We start from the raw sequence: 18983 nt of genomic DNA on the forward strand, positions 1-18983 counted from the left end.
CTTATTTGTCACTGTTCATTTTTCGGTAAACCGGTAATTCCTCTCCTTGTTTTGTTTCGTAGATCCGGTAATTGATAAATCCGTTTGCGGCTTCCGGTTCGAGAACCGAGGCTGCCACGTTTCCATTTTTCTGGTTCATGGGAACCACGAATGTTCCGGCAGGGAAGAAGACTTGTTTCGTGTTCACGGTCGTTTTTACTTTTACCGGGTAGAATTTTTCAAATAGTGAATATTCTTCTTTGTAAGAATCCACCGTGTAAGTTTCAACGTCGAGCGTCATGGGGACGGTCAATGTTTCAACCTTTACTCCTAGTTCCTGAAGTTTCCGGGCGATCTCCGGTTGGAGAGCTGAAATATAATAAGCCTCCGGGCGTTTCCGAACGAGAGTAGGGGTGGACTCTAAAGATAGATTGGCGCATACTTTCACGTTCACCATTTGGTTCGTGTTCATGCTGATAAACGGTAGTACGTAGTCATCCACGCTCTTGGGAGAACTGGTAACGACAATGTCATTCCGAGTTTGTGCGGCCTGTCGGGTGACACGCATTACTTCATCAGCATGGTCGTAGGCTGTTTTCAAGTAAGATTCTGCCAGCGTGAATGCCGTGCAGACTCTTCTTTTTAAAGAGGTCTTACCTATTTTCACACCTCTCAATTCCATCAAAATAGCAACGGAGTTTCCAAGAGAGAAAGCATTTGCTGTTGACCGGGGATTGATTCCACCCACGTTGAAAATGATTTCTCCGAACTTTTTGGCTGTCGTGAAATAGTCGTGGTGTCGCAGTTGTTTTGCGTCCAGAGCTTTGCGGGCGTTACCGACAAATGTCTGGGCTGTCAGGTTCCGTAACTCTTGGGGAACATTCAAGTTACCCGTGTAGAGGAACATGGCATCGAATGAATTCGTGATGTTGTCCGTGCTGATTAGCGTGTAGTCGGCACGAAGTGGTTGAAATTCATGAAAATCAATAACGACTTGAGGGGCATATTGATTGTAGAAATTTCTCAATACAACAGCCTCGGGAGTAGCCAGTTTACTTTGATCCCGGTTCAAGTCCAGCGTGTTGGCTGTCACTCGTTCCAAATGACTTCCCCCGTCGATGTTTACCATCGGAATAATGGTGATTTCCAAGCGTTCCAACAAATAAGCCAAGTCGGGATCGTTTAATAGGCGATCCATTGTGTAGAGCATACTTTCGGTGCTTCCCGGTTCGTCACCGTGTACTCGGCCGAGAAATAAAACTCGTAATTTGACATTTCGGGTCTTTCCGGCAATTCTTACGGCAGGTATTTCTACCCCTTTCTGGGTTTTCCCGATAAAGGACAAACTTGCTGTCTCCGGGTGGCGGGTAATCAAGTTATTGATATAGGACATCATTTCGTCGTAAGTCGTGCATACATTCCCTTTCTGGAACCACGGCGTGTGAATATCCATTTCCGGATCGGCAAAGAACTTTTTGGCCACCTTGGCAGGTTGTTGGGCCCATAAAGCACCTGCTTGTAGGAGAATCAATAATGTAAATAAGTATTTTATCATTGTATTCATCTTTTGCAGTTTTTAGAATGAGAATTGAATCATGGCTTGTAATAAAGTCTCGTTACCTTCCGTTACGATGCTATTCACGTTCTTGCTTCCCGGTTCGGCATCCACGAACACGACGGAGGCCTGTACTTTCACCGCGTATGATTTGGTCAGGTATTTGGAAACACCGACTTCGTAGAAGTTATTACGGTTAAAATAGAGTTCGTTGTGCAGGAAAGAGTTTTTATCCGGGTCGAAATGTGTGTAGCGGGCGTCGATAGACAAGCGGTTTTGGAACATATACCCCGCTTGAATGTTATACCCGGTTCCCAGCATCATACGGGCTTTCACGTAGTCTTTCATGTTTCCGCTGAAATCGGTGGACGTGGTCCCGTCGTTTCTCACCCGCTGGGTGATTTCACTGGGAACGTGAGCCCAGGTTTTCACGAATTCTCCTAGTACGGAGAAACCCATGTATTTAAAATGGAAGTCTGCACCGAATTTGATGTAATCCGGCAGGGCTTCCTTGTTTTCGTCATTCAGGTAAAGAATGGAACCGCTTTCCCGGCCTCTCCGGTCACTGATTCCCACGTTATAACTAAAAGTTGTACCGACAGAGAGTTTCGGGGTAACTTCCCTTGCCATGTCTCCACCCCGGTTCTCCCCGTATGCCCGGAATAAACCGAAAGGCAGGTAATTGATGCGGGCTCCGTATTTGAGTCCCCCGTGACGACGGGTAAACGTGGCACTACCGTCACCGTCAGTGATAACAATAGAGGGACGAAGGTATGCCGTATGACCGATGCGGAATGATCCGTCAACGAAAAGACCTACTTCCCGGATGGACCCGAAGTAAGAGGATAGTTTGCTGCGATCCACGAGTTGTAAGGTATTTGAAGTGATTCCGAGTTCGCGGTTATCGGTTGGCGTGGATTTTTGTCCGAAACTTAAAGTAAGTCCTTTCACGGGTTTGTAGGCAATAAAGGCATCCAGTAACATACCGCTTAATTCACCGTCACCCCCGTTGGCTTGTGCAAAGTCGGTTTGTAAACGGTAGCTGACTTTACCACCCCACGCATCTCCGGAGAGGCGTAGGCGTAAACGTCTCATACGAAAACGGGAGTAGAACTGATCGTCTCCCTCGTATTTACGGGTTTCAAACGTGGTTTGCAAGAAACCTCTCAAGTTTATATTATATCCACCATCCGGGGCAGAGAAAGTGATCCCGTCTCCCAAACGGTATTTATTCACGATGATCTTGGCTGCATCGGAATCTGCTGTTAAAGTTTCTGTGTCACTATCTTCGGAATCCGTTTCCTGAGAAAAAGCGGGGAACCACAGAATCAAGATGAACAGCATGACTATGAACTTATATTTTTTCATCTTTTTAATTTCAAGTTATCTATTCAAAATTTCCAGCCTTGACTAATTTTCCTCCCTGCATCCACACGGTACCGCCCACGATCACATTTTGCAAGTTCAAGTCATTGTCAAAGAAACACAGGTCGGCATCGTAATCCGGGGCGATACGTCCTTTCGTCCGTAGGGTCATGTTTTTAGCCGGATTCGTTGTAACCGGGCGAATGGCATCCTCTATGGGCATACCGCCTTCTTTTACCAGTTTCTGTACTTGTTGTAAATTCAGATGTAAGGGAGCTTTGTAGAAAATGAGATTTCCGGTTTCCGGGTCTTTTTTACTCATTCCCGCGTTTCCGTCACTACTGAAGGTCATTTGTTCGATTGACACGCCTTTTTCCAACCCGTGTAATAGAATCTTGTACGGTTCATCGAACTTGGTCCCACCCGTGGATATATCGATGATTCCTCCTAAAGAGGCAAATTCAATGGCCTCTTCGAAAAGTGCTGTCGTTCGTCCCACGTGAGTCGGGGAGATGTGCTTTACCAAAGTCGGGTATTCCCGTGCAATTTCCAGGAGAATCTGCATCCGGGAAGGTAAGGCGCCTAGGTGGATGTGCAGAACCCCTCCTTTGCCGGAAGTCAAACCGCCCACGTGTACTTGGTTGATTAGGCGCAGTAACTCCTGTTTCGTGGGGAATGAACACCGTTCGTCGCTGATGGCTACTTTACAACCGATAATCTTGTCGATAAACAACATATCTTCCGCAACGCTTTGCATGATGGTTTTGGGTGGTACTGCAAAATAGCTTGTGAGCATATATGCCCCGATACCGTATTGCTCTAACGATTTACACTTGGCGTAGAGCGTGGTCAATTCTTTTGTGATCCCGTCTGTTCCCAGCATACCGACAACCGTGGTTGTTCCACAGCGAATCAGTTCACTCGGTTGTACTTCCGGGGTGATGGAAAAGTAGCCGCTTTTCCCTCCGGCACCGATAATGTGCATGTGTTGATCGATGAAACCGGGGGTCACGATCAAGCCCCCGGCATCGATCATAGAGTGTTTTACACCCGTTAAATCAATCTGATCGTCAATCATAACGATTTTCCCGTTACACACGAGCAGATCTTTTATCCCCAATTTTTCAGGGGCATATATATTTGCGTTCTTTATGATTGTTATATTCATATTTTAAGCAATAAAAAAGTGATAAATTAGCATGACAACCATCGTGAATGATAACGGGATCAGATTCCGGCGGGCCAGATCGAACGAAGATACACCCGCGATTTCCGATATTGCAATGATCACACCCGCGATGGGGGAGGCTGCCCGTCCCATACTGGAGGCCAACTGCATGGGTAGGATCATGTGAACCCCTTCAACTCCCACTTTTGCCGCGATAGACGGCACGAGTGGACCGAAAGAGAAGAATGATGCGTTACCACTTCCCATGAGCATGGAGGCCGCGAAGATGAGTAATGTCATCAATATGGCGATCCCTGCACCGGAAAAACCGATGTGTTGTGAAAGCATCACGAGTGAATCGATAAACCCTAGGCTGATTAATCCCCTGGAAAAGACTTCTGCCGCCACGATCAACGTGATGACTGTGGCAAATACTTTTCCCATCCCGTCCCAGAACGTTTTGATAGATGCAAATACTTGTTTGATATTGCGTTGACGAATGAATTCAAAAACGATGGCAACGAAGAATGACATCAGCATGGCTGTTGTTGTGTCGAGTTCTACCGAAAAACTGAATAGCTGGATATATTTGGAGAACACGATCAACAGAATCAGAGGTAATACCGGGAGAATGGCATAGATTAACGGAACGTCAACCTTGAAATCTTCCTGTTTCACTTCTTCTGTTTGTTTCTTCAAAGCGTCTTTTTTGTCGTAATAGCGATTACTGAAATAATACACGATCATGAGCAGTATCGTCATAGGGATCGTCAGCGGCATTTGATGTTCTATAAAGTACATCACGTTATTCATTCCCACGAGTTCCGATGCCCGGGCCGTGTTGGCCGATGCCGGACCCATGTCGAATACCGTGCAGGCTGAAATCACCGATACGGCGGATAGTTTACTGACTCCTAGGCTTACCAGTACGGGGTAGATGGATGCTACTAACAATAACCCCAAACCCGTGGCCGAGGGGGTACAGATAAACAGAAGTTGTCCGATAGGGATCACTAGCGATGCTGCCAGATAGGGGTACTTCCGGAAGATGGATAGCGGTTGCATGGAAACATATACCAGAGCATCACTTGCTTTGATTTGTTTCATGTAAGCCACGAATCCCCCGATGGTCATAATCATCAGTCCCACGCCCGCACCTTTCTCGCTGAATATTTCTTGTATCACCTTGAAAAGGTCGAACTCTTTTAGTCCCGTGGCATTTTTCAGTTCCGGGATGTCAAATCCCAAGATTAAGGCCAATGTCAACATGGCCAGTCCACTGAAAAGTAATACCGCTTGGGCGTGATACTTCTTAAACAGCCAATAAGCTGTCAAGGCGATGAATTGAATGGATATAAGTGCTCCTATGTAAATCATGATTGTAATTATTTCTGTACTCCGTCAGATTTGGAGGATAAATTATCATATATTTCAGCCGGAATTGTAAACGGCGCTCCCGGGTTACCACTTAATTTTATGGAAGTCAATTTTGTGTTTTTGGATAAATCAATTGTGGTCAATTCATGATTTGTCATTGACAATGTGGTTAATTCCGTATTTTTGGTCAAGTCTATACTAGATAGTTTCTTCGCTCCGGTTTTAGTGCTTGCATTGTAACTAAAGTCTATCAGTTTTGTATTTTGGGTTAAATCCAAAGATGTAATCTGATTGTTATTTAGATCCAATGTCGTGAGTTCAACCAATTTGGTAATATCTAAGCTCGTCAAACTATTGGAAACCAATCTTAATATGGTTACATTTGAGAAATATTCGATACCACTTAAATCTTCTATTGGATCTTGTGCTGTTGCTAAACCTGCTGCGGCTAAAGCTTTCTTATCATCATTTCTCTTTCTTAAATCCAATTCTCCCGTGTAAGTCGCTGCTTTTTTCTTGTCTATTTTATAAGAACCGTTTTCTTCAACCACGAACCCCTTACCTTCGAGACGATAATTTAAATATTCTCCCAAAGCCTTATCCGGAATAATATAGTATTCGTCAGTTACCGGGGGTGTTGGGACATCACCGCCTTCAACACCGTCTTTTGTCGTTAGGTTGTTATAAATTTCTTCTGGAATTGTAAACGGTGCACCGGGATTATCTGATAACGATACCGAGGTAAGTTTTTTATTTTGTGATAAATCTATATTTGTTAATTCGTGAACACGCAGATCGAGGGAGGTTAATTCCGTGTTTTTTGATAGGTCGATAGAGGTCAGTTTTTGTCCTTCTGCCGCTTCACCGCTACCACGATAATTGAAGGTCACGAGTTTCGTGTTATGGGTTAAATCCAAAGAACCTACTTTATTAAAGTTCATTTTCAGTTCGGTTAAATTAACCAGTTTGCTTATATCGAGTGACGTGATATTATTGGATGTGAGTGCAAGGGAATTAAGTCCGGTAAGGAATTGGATTCCATCAACATCTTGAATCTTGTCTGCGGCTGTAGTTAATCCGGCTTTTTGCAGTTTTGTGATAGACGCCTCTGTTTTACTGAGATTAATATCTCCTGTAAATTCTTTGGATTCTACCGTGTCAATGACGTATGAGGTCACTGCATTTCCGTCTTCCGTAGTGGTTTGGGAATAAACACCTGTCACTTTCAGGTATTTTAAATACTCCCCGAAAGCGTTATCTTTAATAGTATAAAGATTGCTTTTGTCATCCGGACCGGAGTCTTCGGTAAATGATACGTCATCTGTCGTGCAGGCTTGAAAAGCGAGCAGGGACAAAATGAATGCAACGCATAGATGTTTTGTTTTCATAGTGAACTGATATTTATAATTAATGATTTTAATTCATTTTACCATCAACAAATTTATCCCCGAAGGGTAAACAGATCGATAAATAATCTGCTAACAAATCATTAATTATTGCCTTTTTTCAGTTATTGATCTTGTTTTTCAGGACAAAAGTACGTTTTAGCATTAAAAATTCATGTATAAGAAGAAAAAATAGAATTAAATAGTAATTTTGAATTTGTGAATGATATATGACATGAGGATGAAAATATATGGGTTAATCATTATTGCTCTTTTGATGGGTGCCTGTTCTTCGGACAAGCCTTCTAAAAAGTGTATTTACCCGGCAGGAGATTTATTTTTCAGTAAGGAAAAGGCAAGTTGGAGTGAGGTATATATCGATAAGGAGTATGCCGACACGGTGCTGGTGTACAATCCCACGAAAGCGGGGATTCGTCTGGAAGGTTTTAATCATTTCCCGGAGATCACCTGTCGGAAGATAGGGCACTCTGAGCAAGATTGGAATCTAGGAGGATATACCGTAGAACCCGGAACTTGTGACACGTTAATCGTGACGTTACGTTTAAAGAATGAGTCCATGTTAGGTAATTATTATAATGTGATGCGTTTCATGATAAACGGGGAGGTGGATTACGATTACGGGTTTATGATTGATGTGCCTGTACGGGAGGATTTTGCACATTGGAGTGAAGAGGAAAAAGCACAAGCCCCTCATTTCATGGTGGATTCGACGGAACGTGATTTTGGAACACTTCGGGAAGGAGAGGAGGCTAAGATGATTTTTAAAATCCAAAATGTTGGAGAACGTAACTTGATCATCCGTAAAATAGAAACCACTTGCGGTTGTACCGCGGTACTCCCCAGTCAACGTGTTCTTCTGCCCGGTAAAGAAATGGACTTGAATGTCATCTTTCACTCTGCCGGGCGAAACGGTAAACAGCGTAAAGTCATCACTCTCTTTTGTAACGATCCCCGTCAACCCACGATCCAGTTGATTGTGAAAGGGGAAGTGAAGGTTTAATCATTTGATCGTGAATTACTAAATCAATATTGGTTCTTTTTTCAAGTGAGGTCGTGGACGATATTTTTGTCTATGACCTGTAATCCGTGGGTATTCACCGGGTAAATATGGGGATTTAATACCTGAGTGTGTATTATAAATTGATTATATGATATAGTAATGACATAATATTTATTTTATAATTATTATAGAGTTATAATTTATTTCTTATTTTTATAGGAGTTGAATTGGAAATGAATAGGAGTTGAATGGGAGTTGGTATAATATAAGTATGAATAATATTTGTTGAAAATTTAGTATATTTCATTTAATAGGGGATAAACAGGCCTTGTTAACGGTAGGACGTGTTGCGTGAGTAGGGACGCAATACTTCCATTAGTCGAGCGAATTGGATTTATCCGGGTGTATTCCCATGATATGTAGATAGCGTGTTGTGATTTTATTGATTATCTTTGTTCAAGTAAAAAGGAGATAGAAATGGAATTACGAACAGAAAATGTGACGAGATACATCATGCCATTACGAGAAGGCGGCTCATTACCAGCATTGGCGGAGGCGGAGGATGGGTTCAAGTACGTGGTGAAATTCCGGGGTGCCGGGCATGGCACGAAGGCTTTAATAGCCGAACTGATCGGAGGGGAGATAGCTCGTGTTTTGGAGTTACGAGTGCCGGAGCTGGTTTTTCTACAACTGGATGAGGCTTTCGGGCAGGCGGAAGGAGATGAGGAAATACAGGATTTGTTGAAAGCGAGCCGGGGATTAAATCTCGGGTTGCACTTTTTATCCGGGGCTCTCGCATTTGACCCCACGGTAAACGTGATTGATGCGGAACTGGCCTCGAAAATCGTTTGGTTGGATGCTTTACTGACGAATATTGATCGCACGGTTCGTAACACGAACCTGTTGATGTGGCACAAGGAACTATGGTTGATAGATCACGGTTCATCTCTCTATTTCCATTATTCTTGGACAAATTGGCAGAAACACGCTTTGAGTCCTTTTGTGGAAATAAAGAATCATGTTTTATTGCCTCGGGCAAGTCAACTGGCAGAAGTCGATGCCGGATTGAAAGCTCGATTGACCCCGGAAAAGATAAGGGAAATCGTGGCGTTGATCCCGGAGGATTGGTTAAATTGGGATGATCTGGGTATTACAAATCAAGAAATACGGGAGACATATGTTCGTTTTTTAACGGAACGGGTTGCACATTCGGAAATATTTATAAAAGAAGCACAACATGCCAGAGAGATACTTGTATGAATATGCCGTTATCCGGGTTGTCCCGCGGGTGGAACGGGAAGAATTTATTAACGTGGGGATCATTTTGTTCTCCAAGCGGAAAAAATTTTTGCGGGCAAAGTACGTGCTTCACGAGGAAAAATTAAAGATGCTATTTCCGGAAATTGATATAGAAGAAATTCGGGTGAACCTGCAAATTTTCGATCGGATATGTTCCGGTTCTCGTGATGGCGGACCGATTGCCGGGTTGGATATTCCGGAGCGTTTTCGTTGGCTGACGGCCGTTCGTAGCACGATTATCCAAACCTCTCGTCCGCATCCCGGTTTTCTGACTGATCCGGATGCTACTTTTGATAAGTTATTTGACGAGTTTGTGATGTAGGTATAAAAGAGAATAGGTGGAGAATTTCCACCTATTCTTGAAACACACACTTGAAGGATTATTTCACGATAATGGTAAAACAATCGTTCACGTCTTTAGAATATCCCTCGTTTTTGAAGTTTAATGAAATTAAATAATGTCCCGTGGGAATATCATGTTCTAAAGGCACTTCGAAGGTCCCGTCACCATATACTTTCAAATATTCCCACATCTTCTCGGCATTTCCCGTTGTCGTTTTGATGTCTTTTATGGAAACGTATATTTGGGTAGTTCCGTCTACTCCTTCGATTGGATTACTTACCCATGGCGTGCCCCATTGGGCCCGTTGATAATCTTCTCCGGCACCAACTTCTATAATTTGAGTGGGTAAGATGCCCCAACTGATCAATAGTTCCGGAGTATAATAATTTGGGTCTTCTGCCAGTAATTCATAGTAAAGCGGGTTATCCACTTCTTCTAATTGAGGGGGAGTGGTGTCCAGTTCTTTTTTAACGACCATCGTGTCGGGATTATAACCGGCATCTTCTGTTTGCAAAAAGCCGATCGTTACGTCTTGGCAACTCGACCCCAGATAGGTCGCAAGAACGAATATTCCCAATATGATTAGATTCTTCATGATTTTAAATTTTAAGTTCCACGTTAGATTTTACCTAGTACATAATTATAGTTCAATGCGTGTACTACCCCGTTTAGCGGTTGAATATCCGGGGAGGCTAATGGAACCATTTCCATGACATCAAACGAGTATAAGTACATGAAAATTGCTCCGGCATCCTTAACACCACCATAATCTGTTTTTTCTCGGTAAGCCCGTAATTTGTTCCCACTTTCGCAGGTAAAATCTGTTCCTCCGGTTTGTTCTTCTGATTCAATTTCGTAATCCCGGTCCCGGAAAGCAATTCCGTCTTTCAAATGTTTGCCTTTAATAACGTGGCGCAATACCATCTCCCGGCACCAATCTTTGTCGAGAGCTTGAACGAGATGTTCCGGATGATTTTTTTCATCTTCTGAGAGCGTTCTCCAACGCTCAGGCTCTCCGGGAAATTGTTCTTTTCCGGAAGCTTTATCCCACACGTAACGAAGAATGGACAGGGAAGGGGGAGCAAAGAACGTGATTTCTTTGTAATTTGGATCTTTCCCCTCGAAAAGTTGGGTGAGTTCCGCCCTTTCAATTAATTCTACGGTTAATTTCCAGTTGGCCGTGTCTTTCTGTAAATATTCCATGATGCTGCAATCGTGATAGGGTGAACTGATACCGGAATCAAACCAGTCTTGTTTTGTATCACAGGCGGAAAGTCCCGCGAGAATCAGAAAGTATACCCATATATTTATTCCTGTTTTCATGATATGTTCATTTTTATTTGTGTTCTTTTATTGTCTTTTTAGCCAATAGGTATTCTGCCTCATTAATGGATTATCCCAGTATAAGGTGCTTTCCAAAGCATTGAAAAATACTCCGTCAACCACGTCTTGGTCAGAAACATTTCGGAAGTTTCCGTAAAGTTCCGTTTTGTAGTACCCGTTCCGTAATACATCAAAATAGCGGGTTCCTTCCATCAATAATTCTTTTTCTCGTTCTTTGAATATGGCATAGCGTAGATTGCCGTCATACTCGGATTCATTGTAACGTTTAGCTTTTGCCCGATTGCGTATTTTGTTCAAGTCTGCAATAGCTCCTGCCCGGTCGTTTAATCTGGCCCGACATTCTGCACGTAATAGATAGATGTCAGCCAGTCTCCACCATGTTTTGTTTTGGTCGAAGTTGATAAATTGTCCGGCCATGTACCCGTCCGTGGCCACTCGGGCATAGCGCCATTTGTAAGGATAGGCGTATCCGCCGGTAATCTCTTCATCTTCTTGTTCCATCGTTTCGAACTCGTAAAACCAAGCGTCCCTGCGTAAATCGGTGACAGGGGTACCTCCATCGGTGTAGTCTTGAAACATTTCCCGGACGGTTGAATTTAATATTCGGTACTCTGTTTTTTTATTATCTCCGATTTTTTTACCGGGAATAGCCGGGTAAGCCTCGTAGCGCCGGCCTAGGTTGGTCATGTTACTTTCTGTCATTTCATCAAATTCATTCCAATATCCTCGAAATACACTTTCGAAAATACACTCTTTGCCACCGTCCACGAATGTTTTGGTACAAACTTCGTCAGGTGTTGATTCTAAATCATAAATATCCTGTCTATTGATAATTGCCGTACAAGCTGTATCAACCATACGCCATAATAGTTGTTCATCATAGTCCCGGTCTTGCGGTTGTGCCATATATTTACATCCGGCTTTCCAAGCGCATAGATGGGCCAGCACGGCGTTGGCTGCTCCCTTGCACGGGCGAGCCCTATGGGTTACGGAGGCTCCGTTGGATTCTTTCAGTTCGTTCCATTCCGGGAGAAGGCGTACGGCCTCTTTTGCTAATGATATTGCGTAATCCGTCACTTTGGGCCAGTTTGTTTTACCGATAGGTTTTAGCTCCACTTCATCCTGTATCATCACGCAATCCCCCCAGCGACGGACTAGATCTAGGTAAACGAATGCTTTGAAAAAAGCGATCTCACCCCTGTAAAAGTCCCGTCTTTCTTGTGGCATATCGACTTTGTTAATATAGGGTAAAGCAACATTGGCTGCTGCAATTACGTTGTAATTCCAATTCCATTGTGCGACATACGCTTCGGGATCTTCTTCTCTTAAAAAGTCATAGGAATTACTATGGCGATAGTCTGAATATTCTCCTCGCATTTCCGGTGAATACGGGGCCGAGGTCATGTTTACCCGTAAACTTTGTTCTGCCCCGAATAAGGCTGCCTCTATGTCTTTTTCCGTGTCAAAGGCGTTTTCAAAGGTGACCGAGTTTTCCGGTTTTAATTCGACCCACTCTTCACAGGCACACATCATGAATGCCCCGATTAGCGTTAAAAATAAGTATCGTTTTTTCATCGCTTAAAATTTCAATGTTAAACCTAATGTTAATTTGCGAGCTAAGGGGTAGGAACTCCCCACGTCTTCACCATTGCGGATGTCCACGATTTCAGGTTCAATACCGGAGTAATTGGTGAACGTGTGTAGATTTTCCCCGCTGGCAAAGATCCTCAACTCGTCCAGCCCGCATTTTTGCATCCATGCTTTGGGCAATGTGTAACCGATAGATACTGTTTTTATTTTCAGCCAGTTGACCTTTTCAACCCTTCGATCAACGTATCGTCCACTCCATAAATAAGTATCCCAATCATATTGCCATCTAGGGAAGTCCGGATTATCGCCGGGTTTCTCCCAGAAAGATACTTTGTTTAAGTTCATGACAATGGCCGGGTATTCTGCCGCACCAAAACCAGATAGGCACCTCGTTTGGGTGATGTTCAACATGTGTCGTCCCAATTGGAAACTTAATAGGATATTCACATCGAAATTTTTCCATTGGAATTCATTCACGATTCCCCCGGAGACTTTCGGTAAAGCACTTCCACAATATACCTCATCGTCAAAAGCATTTATTTTACGATTTCCATCCACGTCAATGAATTTGTAGTCTCCCGGTTTGTAAAACGTGGAGCTTCCCATTTCAGATGCTAAAGGGGCTTTTATACCTATTTGGTTGTAAAAAACGGGGACTTCATCCTGATAGTCTATATACCCGTCTGTTTTCAAGGCGTATATTCCATTTAGTGATTTTCCGATTACTCGAACCAAGTCTAAATCTTTTCCAGTATATGATTTTTCGAAACGATTCCAATTACGGGCAGCGTTCACGGATATTTTCCAATATAAATCGGACTTCCTGAATATTTCGTATTTGACCATGACTTCCAAACCTTCGTTGGAAACGGCTGCTGCATTGCGCCATTGACTACCATACCCGGTGTTTATCCCGGCACTAGGTAAGCGAACCCGGTCTAATAATTTGTCTGTATAACGGTAGTAATAATCAATCGTGATACCTAAACGGTGATCAAACATATCCAAATCTAACCCGAAATCATACTGGTCCGTTTCTTCCCATGATAATTTGTCATTATAAAGCCCGTCACCCCATTGGGGTTCGATATAACTATTTCCGAGGTAAGATGTACTTCCCACGTTCATAATTCCTAATGCTAAGTAATTTTGGGAAAAGTGCATCCCGGAACGTCCCCAACTGGCTCGTATTTTTCCAAAAGATACCCACCCGAGATTGTCTCTCACGAAAGGCTCTTCCGAGAAACTCCATGCTGCGGCTACAGATGGGAAAGTTCCCCAGCGGTTGTTTTTCCCGAACGTGGAACTCCCGTCTCGTCGGATACTGGCTGAAAAGAGGTATTTTTCCCGGAAACCGTATTCTAAGCGAGCAAAATAAGATACCAGTGTTTTTTCCTGCATATCGGACTGGTAATCTTTAAGCGCCCGGATCTCTGCGTAATCTCCCCAGCCAACGGTTTCCAGATCGGGCATACCGTAAGGAGCGTAGTAAATTTTGTCACTTGGGGATTTTCGGGCTGATCCTCCGTTGTATTCTTCTTGATCATATTGATAGGAAAAACCTGCCATAAATTCAATGTTATGATCTTCATGAATTGTTTTTTTGTAACTTAACAGGTTTTCATTCAACACCATCAGGTTGATCCCGGTTTCTCCGATGGAGATAGAATTGTTGTCGCTTGCGATGTACGAAGGGGAGAAATAATTTCTTCGGCTTATAGCGTAGTCTGCGGCTAGAGAACTGGAAATATTCAATCCGTCAATAATATCGTACCCTAGACGAAAATTACTACGTAGACGGATAGCTCGATTAGTTTCTTTCGTTCCTCTGTATGCTTTCAGAACTTCCTGCCACACGACAGATTCTTCACCGGGAAGTAAAGATGAAAGTTTATATGGTTCTCCGGGAATGGTTTCGATAGGGACTAAAGCTCCACTAAAACGAAGGTGGTCGTCGGCACTGGATGATGCCCTTTTCTTTTGTGCCAGCGAGGCGTTGAAACGAATGTCAACGCTTAGCTTGGGAATAGGAATGACACTCATGTTAGAATTTAAATCAATTCGTTTGAATCCGGTGCCTTTGAAAACACCTGTTTCATTGTAATATCCTAGTCCGATGCCGTATGTGATTCGTTCACTTCCACCATACGCTTGTATATTCGCATTCGTGATTTTTCCCGTCTCGAAATAAATTGGGAAATAGTTTGTGGAATGATTGTAGAATGAGTTCAGACTATCTTGATATATACTCCCGTTTCCTTCCGGCATACTGTTTTTGTCCGGGTGCCAGAAACCGTTATAATAGCTTTGCGTGTTTTCATATTGTTCTGCCAGACTTTGGGGGTATTTGTAACTGTTGGTTTTCTTGTCCAGATAGGCTCTAAAATTGTTTTCCGTACTTTTCAAGCGTAACAATCTTTCAGCCCGTCCTGTCGTCAAGGCCGGGTATTCCGGGAGTGTACTCCATGTTTCTGAAAAATTCACGGAAAAGGTGGCATCTTGGTTTTGTCTTCCTTTTTTCGTGGTAACGATGATGACCCCGTTAGCCGCTCTTGAACCGTATATGGCGGCTGAAGAGGCATCTTTCAATATTTGTATGGATTCGATCATATCCGGGTTCAAGTCGGAGAGTAGGTTGGTTCCTGTGATCGGGGAAGTAAACGTGTTTAAAGGTACTCCGTCGATTACCCATAGCGGATTTGAGAATCTCCGTCCGGCTTCTACATCCAATGAGTTATATCCTCTTACGGTAATAGCCACGTCACCGCCTCCGGGGGCCCCGGAAAGATTTGTAATGTCCAGTCCGGCTACACGACCTTGTAAAAGATTGGCAATGTTACCGGAAGGAATCCCTCTGAATTCTTCTGCTTTTACCACGGAAACGGCACCTGTCGATTTCCGGCGGGTGGTTGTTCCATAGGCGACAACCACTGTTTCATCCAGTGTTTGAATATCTTCTTCCAGAGTGATCCGGAGGGTATCTGTCTTTTCCGTGAAATTTACTTTTTGGGTTTTAAAGCCCACGAAAGAAAATTCCAATGTCCCTTTGGTTAGCGGGAGTGAAAGTGAAAACCATCCCTTGTTATTGGTGGCTGTTCCGAGGTTAATATTGGTCAGTTTGACCGTCACGCCCGGAATGGGTTCTTTTTTCTTGTCATAAACCCAACCTTTTAACGTGACGGACTTTTTCTCGTCCAACGTGTCCATTTTAAGTTTTATGACAATGGCGTTGTTTAACACGACATACTCCAAATTCGTGTTTTTCAAACATTTTTGTAGAATCTTCTCCACGTCCACTTCTTTTTCATTCAAATCGATCCCCTTTATCCGGGCAATGTCTTCGTTGTTGTACATGAACGTGAACCGGGTCTGCTGTTTTAACTCCCAAATCACTTCTTCCAGTGACGCGTTTTGTTTTTTGATCGTGACAGTCTGTGCATTCAGGCTAGCAAAAGTCTGAACGACAAAACACGTGAGTAGTAGAAAGGTTAATTTCATACATCTAAAAATTTTTTGCAATTTTCTCTCTAACGGAAAATCACTCTTCCATCTTTTTTTCATACCTTTGAAATGTTTTAATTATAACTAATTAATACAGAGGATCGGGAAATGTTGGCGCAGGCCCCGATCCTTTCTTATTATCGGGCGTGGATGGTTATGGTGTTGTCCTTGCGGGCGACAACCACTTTACCACTTTCATTAATAATTACCAATAGATCGTCAATATTCTTGTACCTGTTCAGATTCGTGGAGATTCGGATTTCCTTGGTTTCTGCCGTGGAATAGAATATGGTCATGTTGTACCAGCGTGCGAGGTCATTCATCACGTCTTCCAGACGTTGGTTCCGGAACACGAACATACCTTCAATCCATCCCGTGTAGAGTTCCGTGTCAACCTTTTGTACGGATGTCTTTCCGGTCTCCTTATCGTATCGGAATTGCTCGGATGGGGTTAATTCCACTTGTACCTGATCGGTGTAAGCCCATACAGAACCTTCGACGAGAGTCGTATGCACGATGGGTTCGGTGGTGTAAGATTTCACGTTGAATTTTGTCCCGGTGACTTTTACTTGCATTTGTTCCGTGTTGACGATAAAGGGCCACTCTGCGGCTTTGTTTACTTCAAAATATCCTTCTCCATCTAGGTATACTTCCCGTTTTTCATCCCCGAATTCTACGGGATACCGTAGCGTCGATTCACAATTCAACCATACTTTTGTGCCGTCTGCTAATGTTACTTGGTAGTCGGCACCAGCCGGAACACGTAATGTGTGATACACGGTTTCTTTGTTTACCTTTTCCGGGGCATTGGTTCCGGTCGTGTATGTTTCCCCTGCATTGCTTTGATAGGAGAGTAGTTTTAACGTGTCATTCGTGATCAACGTTCCGTCCACGGCTTTTTGGTAAATTTTTTCTTGGGATAAATCAAGAACTTCCCCCGTGGAAACGATCAACTGGGCATTTCGTTTTCCCACGTGTTCAATTTGAACCATAGGGGAAACTGATTTTTTTTCTTTCCCTTGTTGTAACAACAAACCTCCTGCTAAAGCCGTCAGCACGCATACCCCTGCTGCCACGGAATACCATACCCTTCGGTTGATTTTTCTCTTTTCCGGAATGGGGGTATGAGAATCCTTTTGCATTTGTTGCCATAATTTTTGCCATTCCAGTTCCGGTTCTATTTGTTGACCGTATTCTTTTTGCAAAAATGCCATCCGGTTCGTAGTCACTTCCTCGAACAAGTGTTTATTCTCTTCTTCCTGCAACCAGCTCACGAACTCTTCTTGCAGTAGCCGTTCCGGTTCTCGGAGGTGTTCCAGTATGAATTCTATTTTATCCAGTTTTTCTTTCATTTGTCTCTGGTTTGATCTTTTACACTATATACACAGGTGAGGTTGAAAAATGGGTGAGTGAAAAATGAAATATTTTCAAAGGAAAATTACAAATGTTGTTACTTCCGATAGATATACCTAATTCTAGGGTTACTTTGGGGTAGTATATGGGTGTATGAATCTTTTTGCTACTTTGTAGATTGTTTGTTAGAGGTTGAAATAGAAATAAGGCAAATGTTATCTTTACTTATGATCTGTTAAAATGGCGGCTATAATCGGGCGATAAGGCGGCGACAATGCGGCGAGAGCGCCTAACAGGCTGACAATAGTCTGGTAACTCCCTGGTAATTTGCATGATTAAGAGTAGAAAATCCTTATTTAATCCCCAAGGATTCATTCATGATCGAGATATATCTTCAAATTTTCTTCAAAATCGTCCGATATTTTTACGGTCCTAATTCAATAAGATTATGACAGCATGAAAAGGATTGTACTATGTATCATTGGCATTTGTAGCTTTGCTTTCTTATCGGCTCAAAATTTAGTAGAAGAGGATAGTTTGCGTGTTCCTGCGACAAGTAACTTTAGTAAAAGGCTTGACAGGTTCTCATCTTCCCGGCTTTACCAAATGACGTATATCGGTGTGCCGTTAGTGGTTGGTGGCTTGATCGTGAAAAGTGAAGACGACCATTTTCGGGGTTTGCGCGATACTTATCTGCCGCAGTTTGATCGACATTTGGATGATTATCTACAATATACTCCTGCCGCGGTAATGCTTGGCATGAAAGTGGCAGGAGTACAAAGTCGTAGCTCATGGGACAGGATGCTGGTTTCCGATGCCTTTTCTATTCTTCTTATGGGGGGAGTCGTAAATTCATTGAAGCAAACAACTCATGTTGAACGTCCGGACGGGTCAAATAAACACTCTTTTCCCTCCGGGCATACCGCTACGGCATTTATGACTGCCACCATGTTTAATAAGGAATACGGGCATAAGAGTCCGTGGGTTGGTATCGGGGCATACGGTGTTGCTACTGCTACCGGATTGATGCGGATGGCAAACAACAAACATTGGTTGAGTGATGTCTTGACCGGGGCGGGTATTGGTATACTTTCAACAGAGGTAGGTTATTATCTAGCGGATTTGATATTCAAGGAAAAAGGAATTAATCGTTTTGCAAATGAAGATATGTTCGATCGCATGGGTAAGCCTTCTTTCGTGAGTCTGTATCTCGGTTTGAATATCCCGTTAAGTGGGTACGATATTGACGAGCAAACGGAGTTCCGTACTTCATCGGGTAGTTCGGCTGGTGTGGAGGGGGCATATTTCTTCAACCCGTACGTGGGTATTGGTGGGCGCTTCACGGTCTCCAATACATCAATAATAGTCAATAAAGATCGGGCGGAGAATAACACGTTCGATGCTTTATCGCTTTGTGGGGGAAGTTATTTTTCATATCCGTTATCTTCACGATGGTTGATAGGCAGTAAACTTTTGGGAGGATATGTACATTATCCGCAATTGAAACTCACCGACCGATTGGTTCCCGCGAGAAACGGGTTTTGTTTCGGAAGTGGTATTTCGTTGACATTCAAAGCAAAGGAATATTGTGGAGTCCGTTTTTTCTTCGATTATAATTTACTTCCGTCGCATAGTAAAAATAGTAATGAATACATGAATACGCTTACTTTGGGGACATCATTCATGATCACCTTTTAAATTCA

Annotated in this window: 14 protein-coding genes; 4 read left to right on the forward strand and 10 right to left on the reverse strand. The window is 43.1% G+C overall.

All coding sequences use genetic code 11. The features are described from left to right. Nucleotide 1: 1 nt before the first annotated feature. The 5 genes from F1644_RS21895 to F1644_RS21915 are packed head-to-tail and all read right to left on the reverse strand — an operon-like array spanning nt 2 to nt 6832. Nucleotides 2-1543, reverse strand: coding sequence for a M14 family metallopeptidase (locus F1644_RS21895; protein WP_168044398.1), 1542 nt, complete (start codon nt 1541-1543; stop codon nt 2-4). A 12-nt stretch (nt 1544-1555) separates the two neighbouring features. Further along, complete coding sequence (locus F1644_RS21900) at nt 1556-2902, reverse strand: porin (RefSeq protein WP_168044400.1); 1347 nt, start codon at nt 2900-2902, stop codon at nt 1556-1558. A gap of 19 nt (nt 2903-2921) precedes the next feature. Further along, entirely contained in the window at nt 2922-4067 is a 1146-nt protein-coding gene (gene iadA, locus F1644_RS21905) for a beta-aspartyl-peptidase (RefSeq protein WP_118302747.1), read from the reverse strand. 3 nt (nt 4068-4070) lie between these two features. Continuing rightward, on the reverse strand, nt 4071-5444 hold the full coding sequence (dcuC, locus tag F1644_RS21910; protein ID WP_087420000.1) for a C4-dicarboxylate transporter DcuC: 1374 nt from the start codon (nt 5442-5444) through the stop codon (nt 4071-4073). 8 nt (nt 5445-5452) lie between these two features. Next, complete coding sequence (locus F1644_RS21915; protein WP_168044402.1) at nt 5453-6832, reverse strand: leucine-rich repeat domain-containing protein; 1380 nt, start codon at nt 6830-6832, stop codon at nt 5453-5455. A 232-nt stretch (nt 6833-7064) separates the two neighbouring features. Between F1644_RS21915 and F1644_RS21920 the strand changes: the two genes are divergently transcribed. The 3 genes from F1644_RS21920 to F1644_RS21930 all read left to right on the forward strand — a co-directional run bounded on the left by F1644_RS21920 (nt 7065) and on the right by F1644_RS21930 (nt 9471). Continuing rightward, the gene (locus F1644_RS21920) at nt 7065-7850 is read left to right on the forward strand and encodes a DUF1573 domain-containing protein (RefSeq protein WP_118302743.1); all 786 of its coding nucleotides are present in this window, start codon (nt 7065-7067) and stop codon (nt 7848-7850) included. Between the two features lie 477 nt (nt 7851-8327). Next, nucleotides 8328-9110, forward strand: a complete 783-nt coding sequence (locus F1644_RS21925; RefSeq protein WP_168044404.1) for a HipA family kinase — start codon at nt 8328-8330, stop codon at nt 9108-9110. After that, the gene (locus F1644_RS21930; protein WP_087420004.1) at nt 9088-9471 is read left to right on the forward strand and encodes a DUF3037 domain-containing protein; all 384 of its coding nucleotides are present in this window, start codon (nt 9088-9090) and stop codon (nt 9469-9471) included. Before F1644_RS21925 ends, F1644_RS21930 begins: the two co-directional genes overlap by 23 nt. 58 nt (nt 9472-9529) lie before the next feature. On the opposite strand, the gene F1644_RS21935 is transcribed toward F1644_RS21930, so the two are convergent. The 5 genes from F1644_RS21935 to F1644_RS21955 all read right to left on the reverse strand — a co-directional run bounded on the left by F1644_RS21935 (nt 9530) and on the right by F1644_RS21955 (nt 17279). Continuing rightward, nucleotides 9530-10087: a hypothetical protein gene (locus F1644_RS21935; RefSeq protein WP_168044406.1), complete on the reverse strand. Its 558-nt coding sequence runs from the start codon at nt 10085-10087 to the stop codon at nt 9530-9532. A gap of 23 nt (nt 10088-10110) precedes the next feature. Next, nucleotides 10111-10815 (reverse strand): hypothetical protein, encoded by a 705-nt coding sequence (locus F1644_RS21940; protein WP_118302737.1) that lies wholly within the window; start codon nt 10813-10815, stop codon nt 10111-10113. Between the two features lie 27 nt (nt 10816-10842). After that, nucleotides 10843-12411 carry a RagB/SusD family nutrient uptake outer membrane protein gene (locus tag F1644_RS21945; protein WP_168044408.1) on the reverse strand — a complete coding sequence of 523 codons (1569 nt, stop codon included), beginning with the start codon at nt 12409-12411 and terminating at the stop codon, nt 10843-10845. A gap of 3 nt (nt 12412-12414) precedes the next feature. Continuing rightward, a complete protein-coding gene (locus F1644_RS21950) occupies nt 12415-15924 on the reverse strand; it encodes a TonB-dependent receptor (RefSeq protein WP_168044410.1) in 3510 nt (1169 codons plus the stop codon). Between the two features lie 140 nt (nt 15925-16064). Next, nucleotides 16065-17279 carry a FecR family protein gene (locus tag F1644_RS21955; protein WP_118302733.1) on the reverse strand — a complete coding sequence of 405 codons (1215 nt, stop codon included), beginning with the start codon at nt 17277-17279 and terminating at the stop codon, nt 16065-16067. Nucleotides 17280-17736: 457 nt separating this feature from the next. On the opposite strand from F1644_RS21955, the gene F1644_RS21960 reads away from it, so the two are divergent. Then, nucleotides 17737-18978 (forward strand): phosphatase PAP2 family protein, encoded by a 1242-nt coding sequence (locus F1644_RS21960; RefSeq protein ID WP_118302731.1) that lies wholly within the window; start codon nt 17737-17739, stop codon nt 18976-18978. Nucleotides 18979-18983: the final 5 nt, after the last annotated feature.

The organism is Butyricimonas paravirosa (genome assembly GCF_032878955.1).
Classification (GTDB): Bacteria; Bacteroidota; Bacteroidia; order Bacteroidales; family Marinifilaceae; genus Butyricimonas; species Butyricimonas paravirosa.

Bases quoted from the DNA above. Each gene is read 5' to 3' on its own strand.
- F1644_RS21895 (WP_168044398.1), bottom strand. From the start codon at position 1,543: ATGAATACAATGATAAAATACTTATTTACATTATTGATTCTCCTACAA.
- F1644_RS21900 (WP_168044400.1), bottom strand. From the start codon at position 2,902: ATGAAAAAATATAAGTTCATAGTCATGCTGTTCATCTTGATTCTGTGG.
- iadA (WP_118302747.1), bottom strand. From the start codon at position 4,067: ATGAATATAACAATCATAAAGAACGCAAATATATATGCCCCTGAAAAA.
- dcuC (WP_087420000.1), bottom strand. From the start codon at position 5,444: ATGATTTACATAGGAGCACTTATATCCATTCAATTCATCGCCTTGACA.
- F1644_RS21915 (WP_168044402.1), bottom strand. From the start codon at position 6,832: ATGAAAACAAAACATCTATGCGTTGCATTCATTTTGTCCCTGCTCGCT.
- F1644_RS21920 (WP_118302743.1), top strand. From the start codon at position 7,065: ATGAGGATGAAAATATATGGGTTAATCATTATTGCTCTTTTGATGGGT.
- F1644_RS21925 (WP_168044404.1), top strand. From the start codon at position 8,328: ATGGAATTACGAACAGAAAATGTGACGAGATACATCATGCCATTACGA.
- F1644_RS21930 (WP_087420004.1), top strand. From the start codon at position 9,088: ATGCCAGAGAGATACTTGTATGAATATGCCGTTATCCGGGTTGTCCCG.
- F1644_RS21935 (WP_168044406.1), bottom strand. From the start codon at position 10,087: ATGAAGAATCTAATCATATTGGGAATATTCGTTCTTGCGACCTATCTG.
- F1644_RS21940 (WP_118302737.1), bottom strand. From the start codon at position 10,815: ATGAAAACAGGAATAAATATATGGGTATACTTTCTGATTCTCGCGGGA.
- F1644_RS21945 (WP_168044408.1), bottom strand. From the start codon at position 12,411: ATGAAAAAACGATACTTATTTTTAACGCTAATCGGGGCATTCATGATG.
- F1644_RS21950 (WP_168044410.1), bottom strand. From the start codon at position 15,924: ATGAAATTAACCTTTCTACTACTCACGTGTTTTGTCGTTCAGACTTTT.
- F1644_RS21955 (WP_118302733.1), bottom strand. From the start codon at position 17,279: ATGAAAGAAAAACTGGATAAAATAGAATTCATACTGGAACACCTCCGA.
- F1644_RS21960 (WP_118302731.1), top strand. From the start codon at position 17,737: ATGAAAAGGATTGTACTATGTATCATTGGCATTTGTAGCTTTGCTTTC.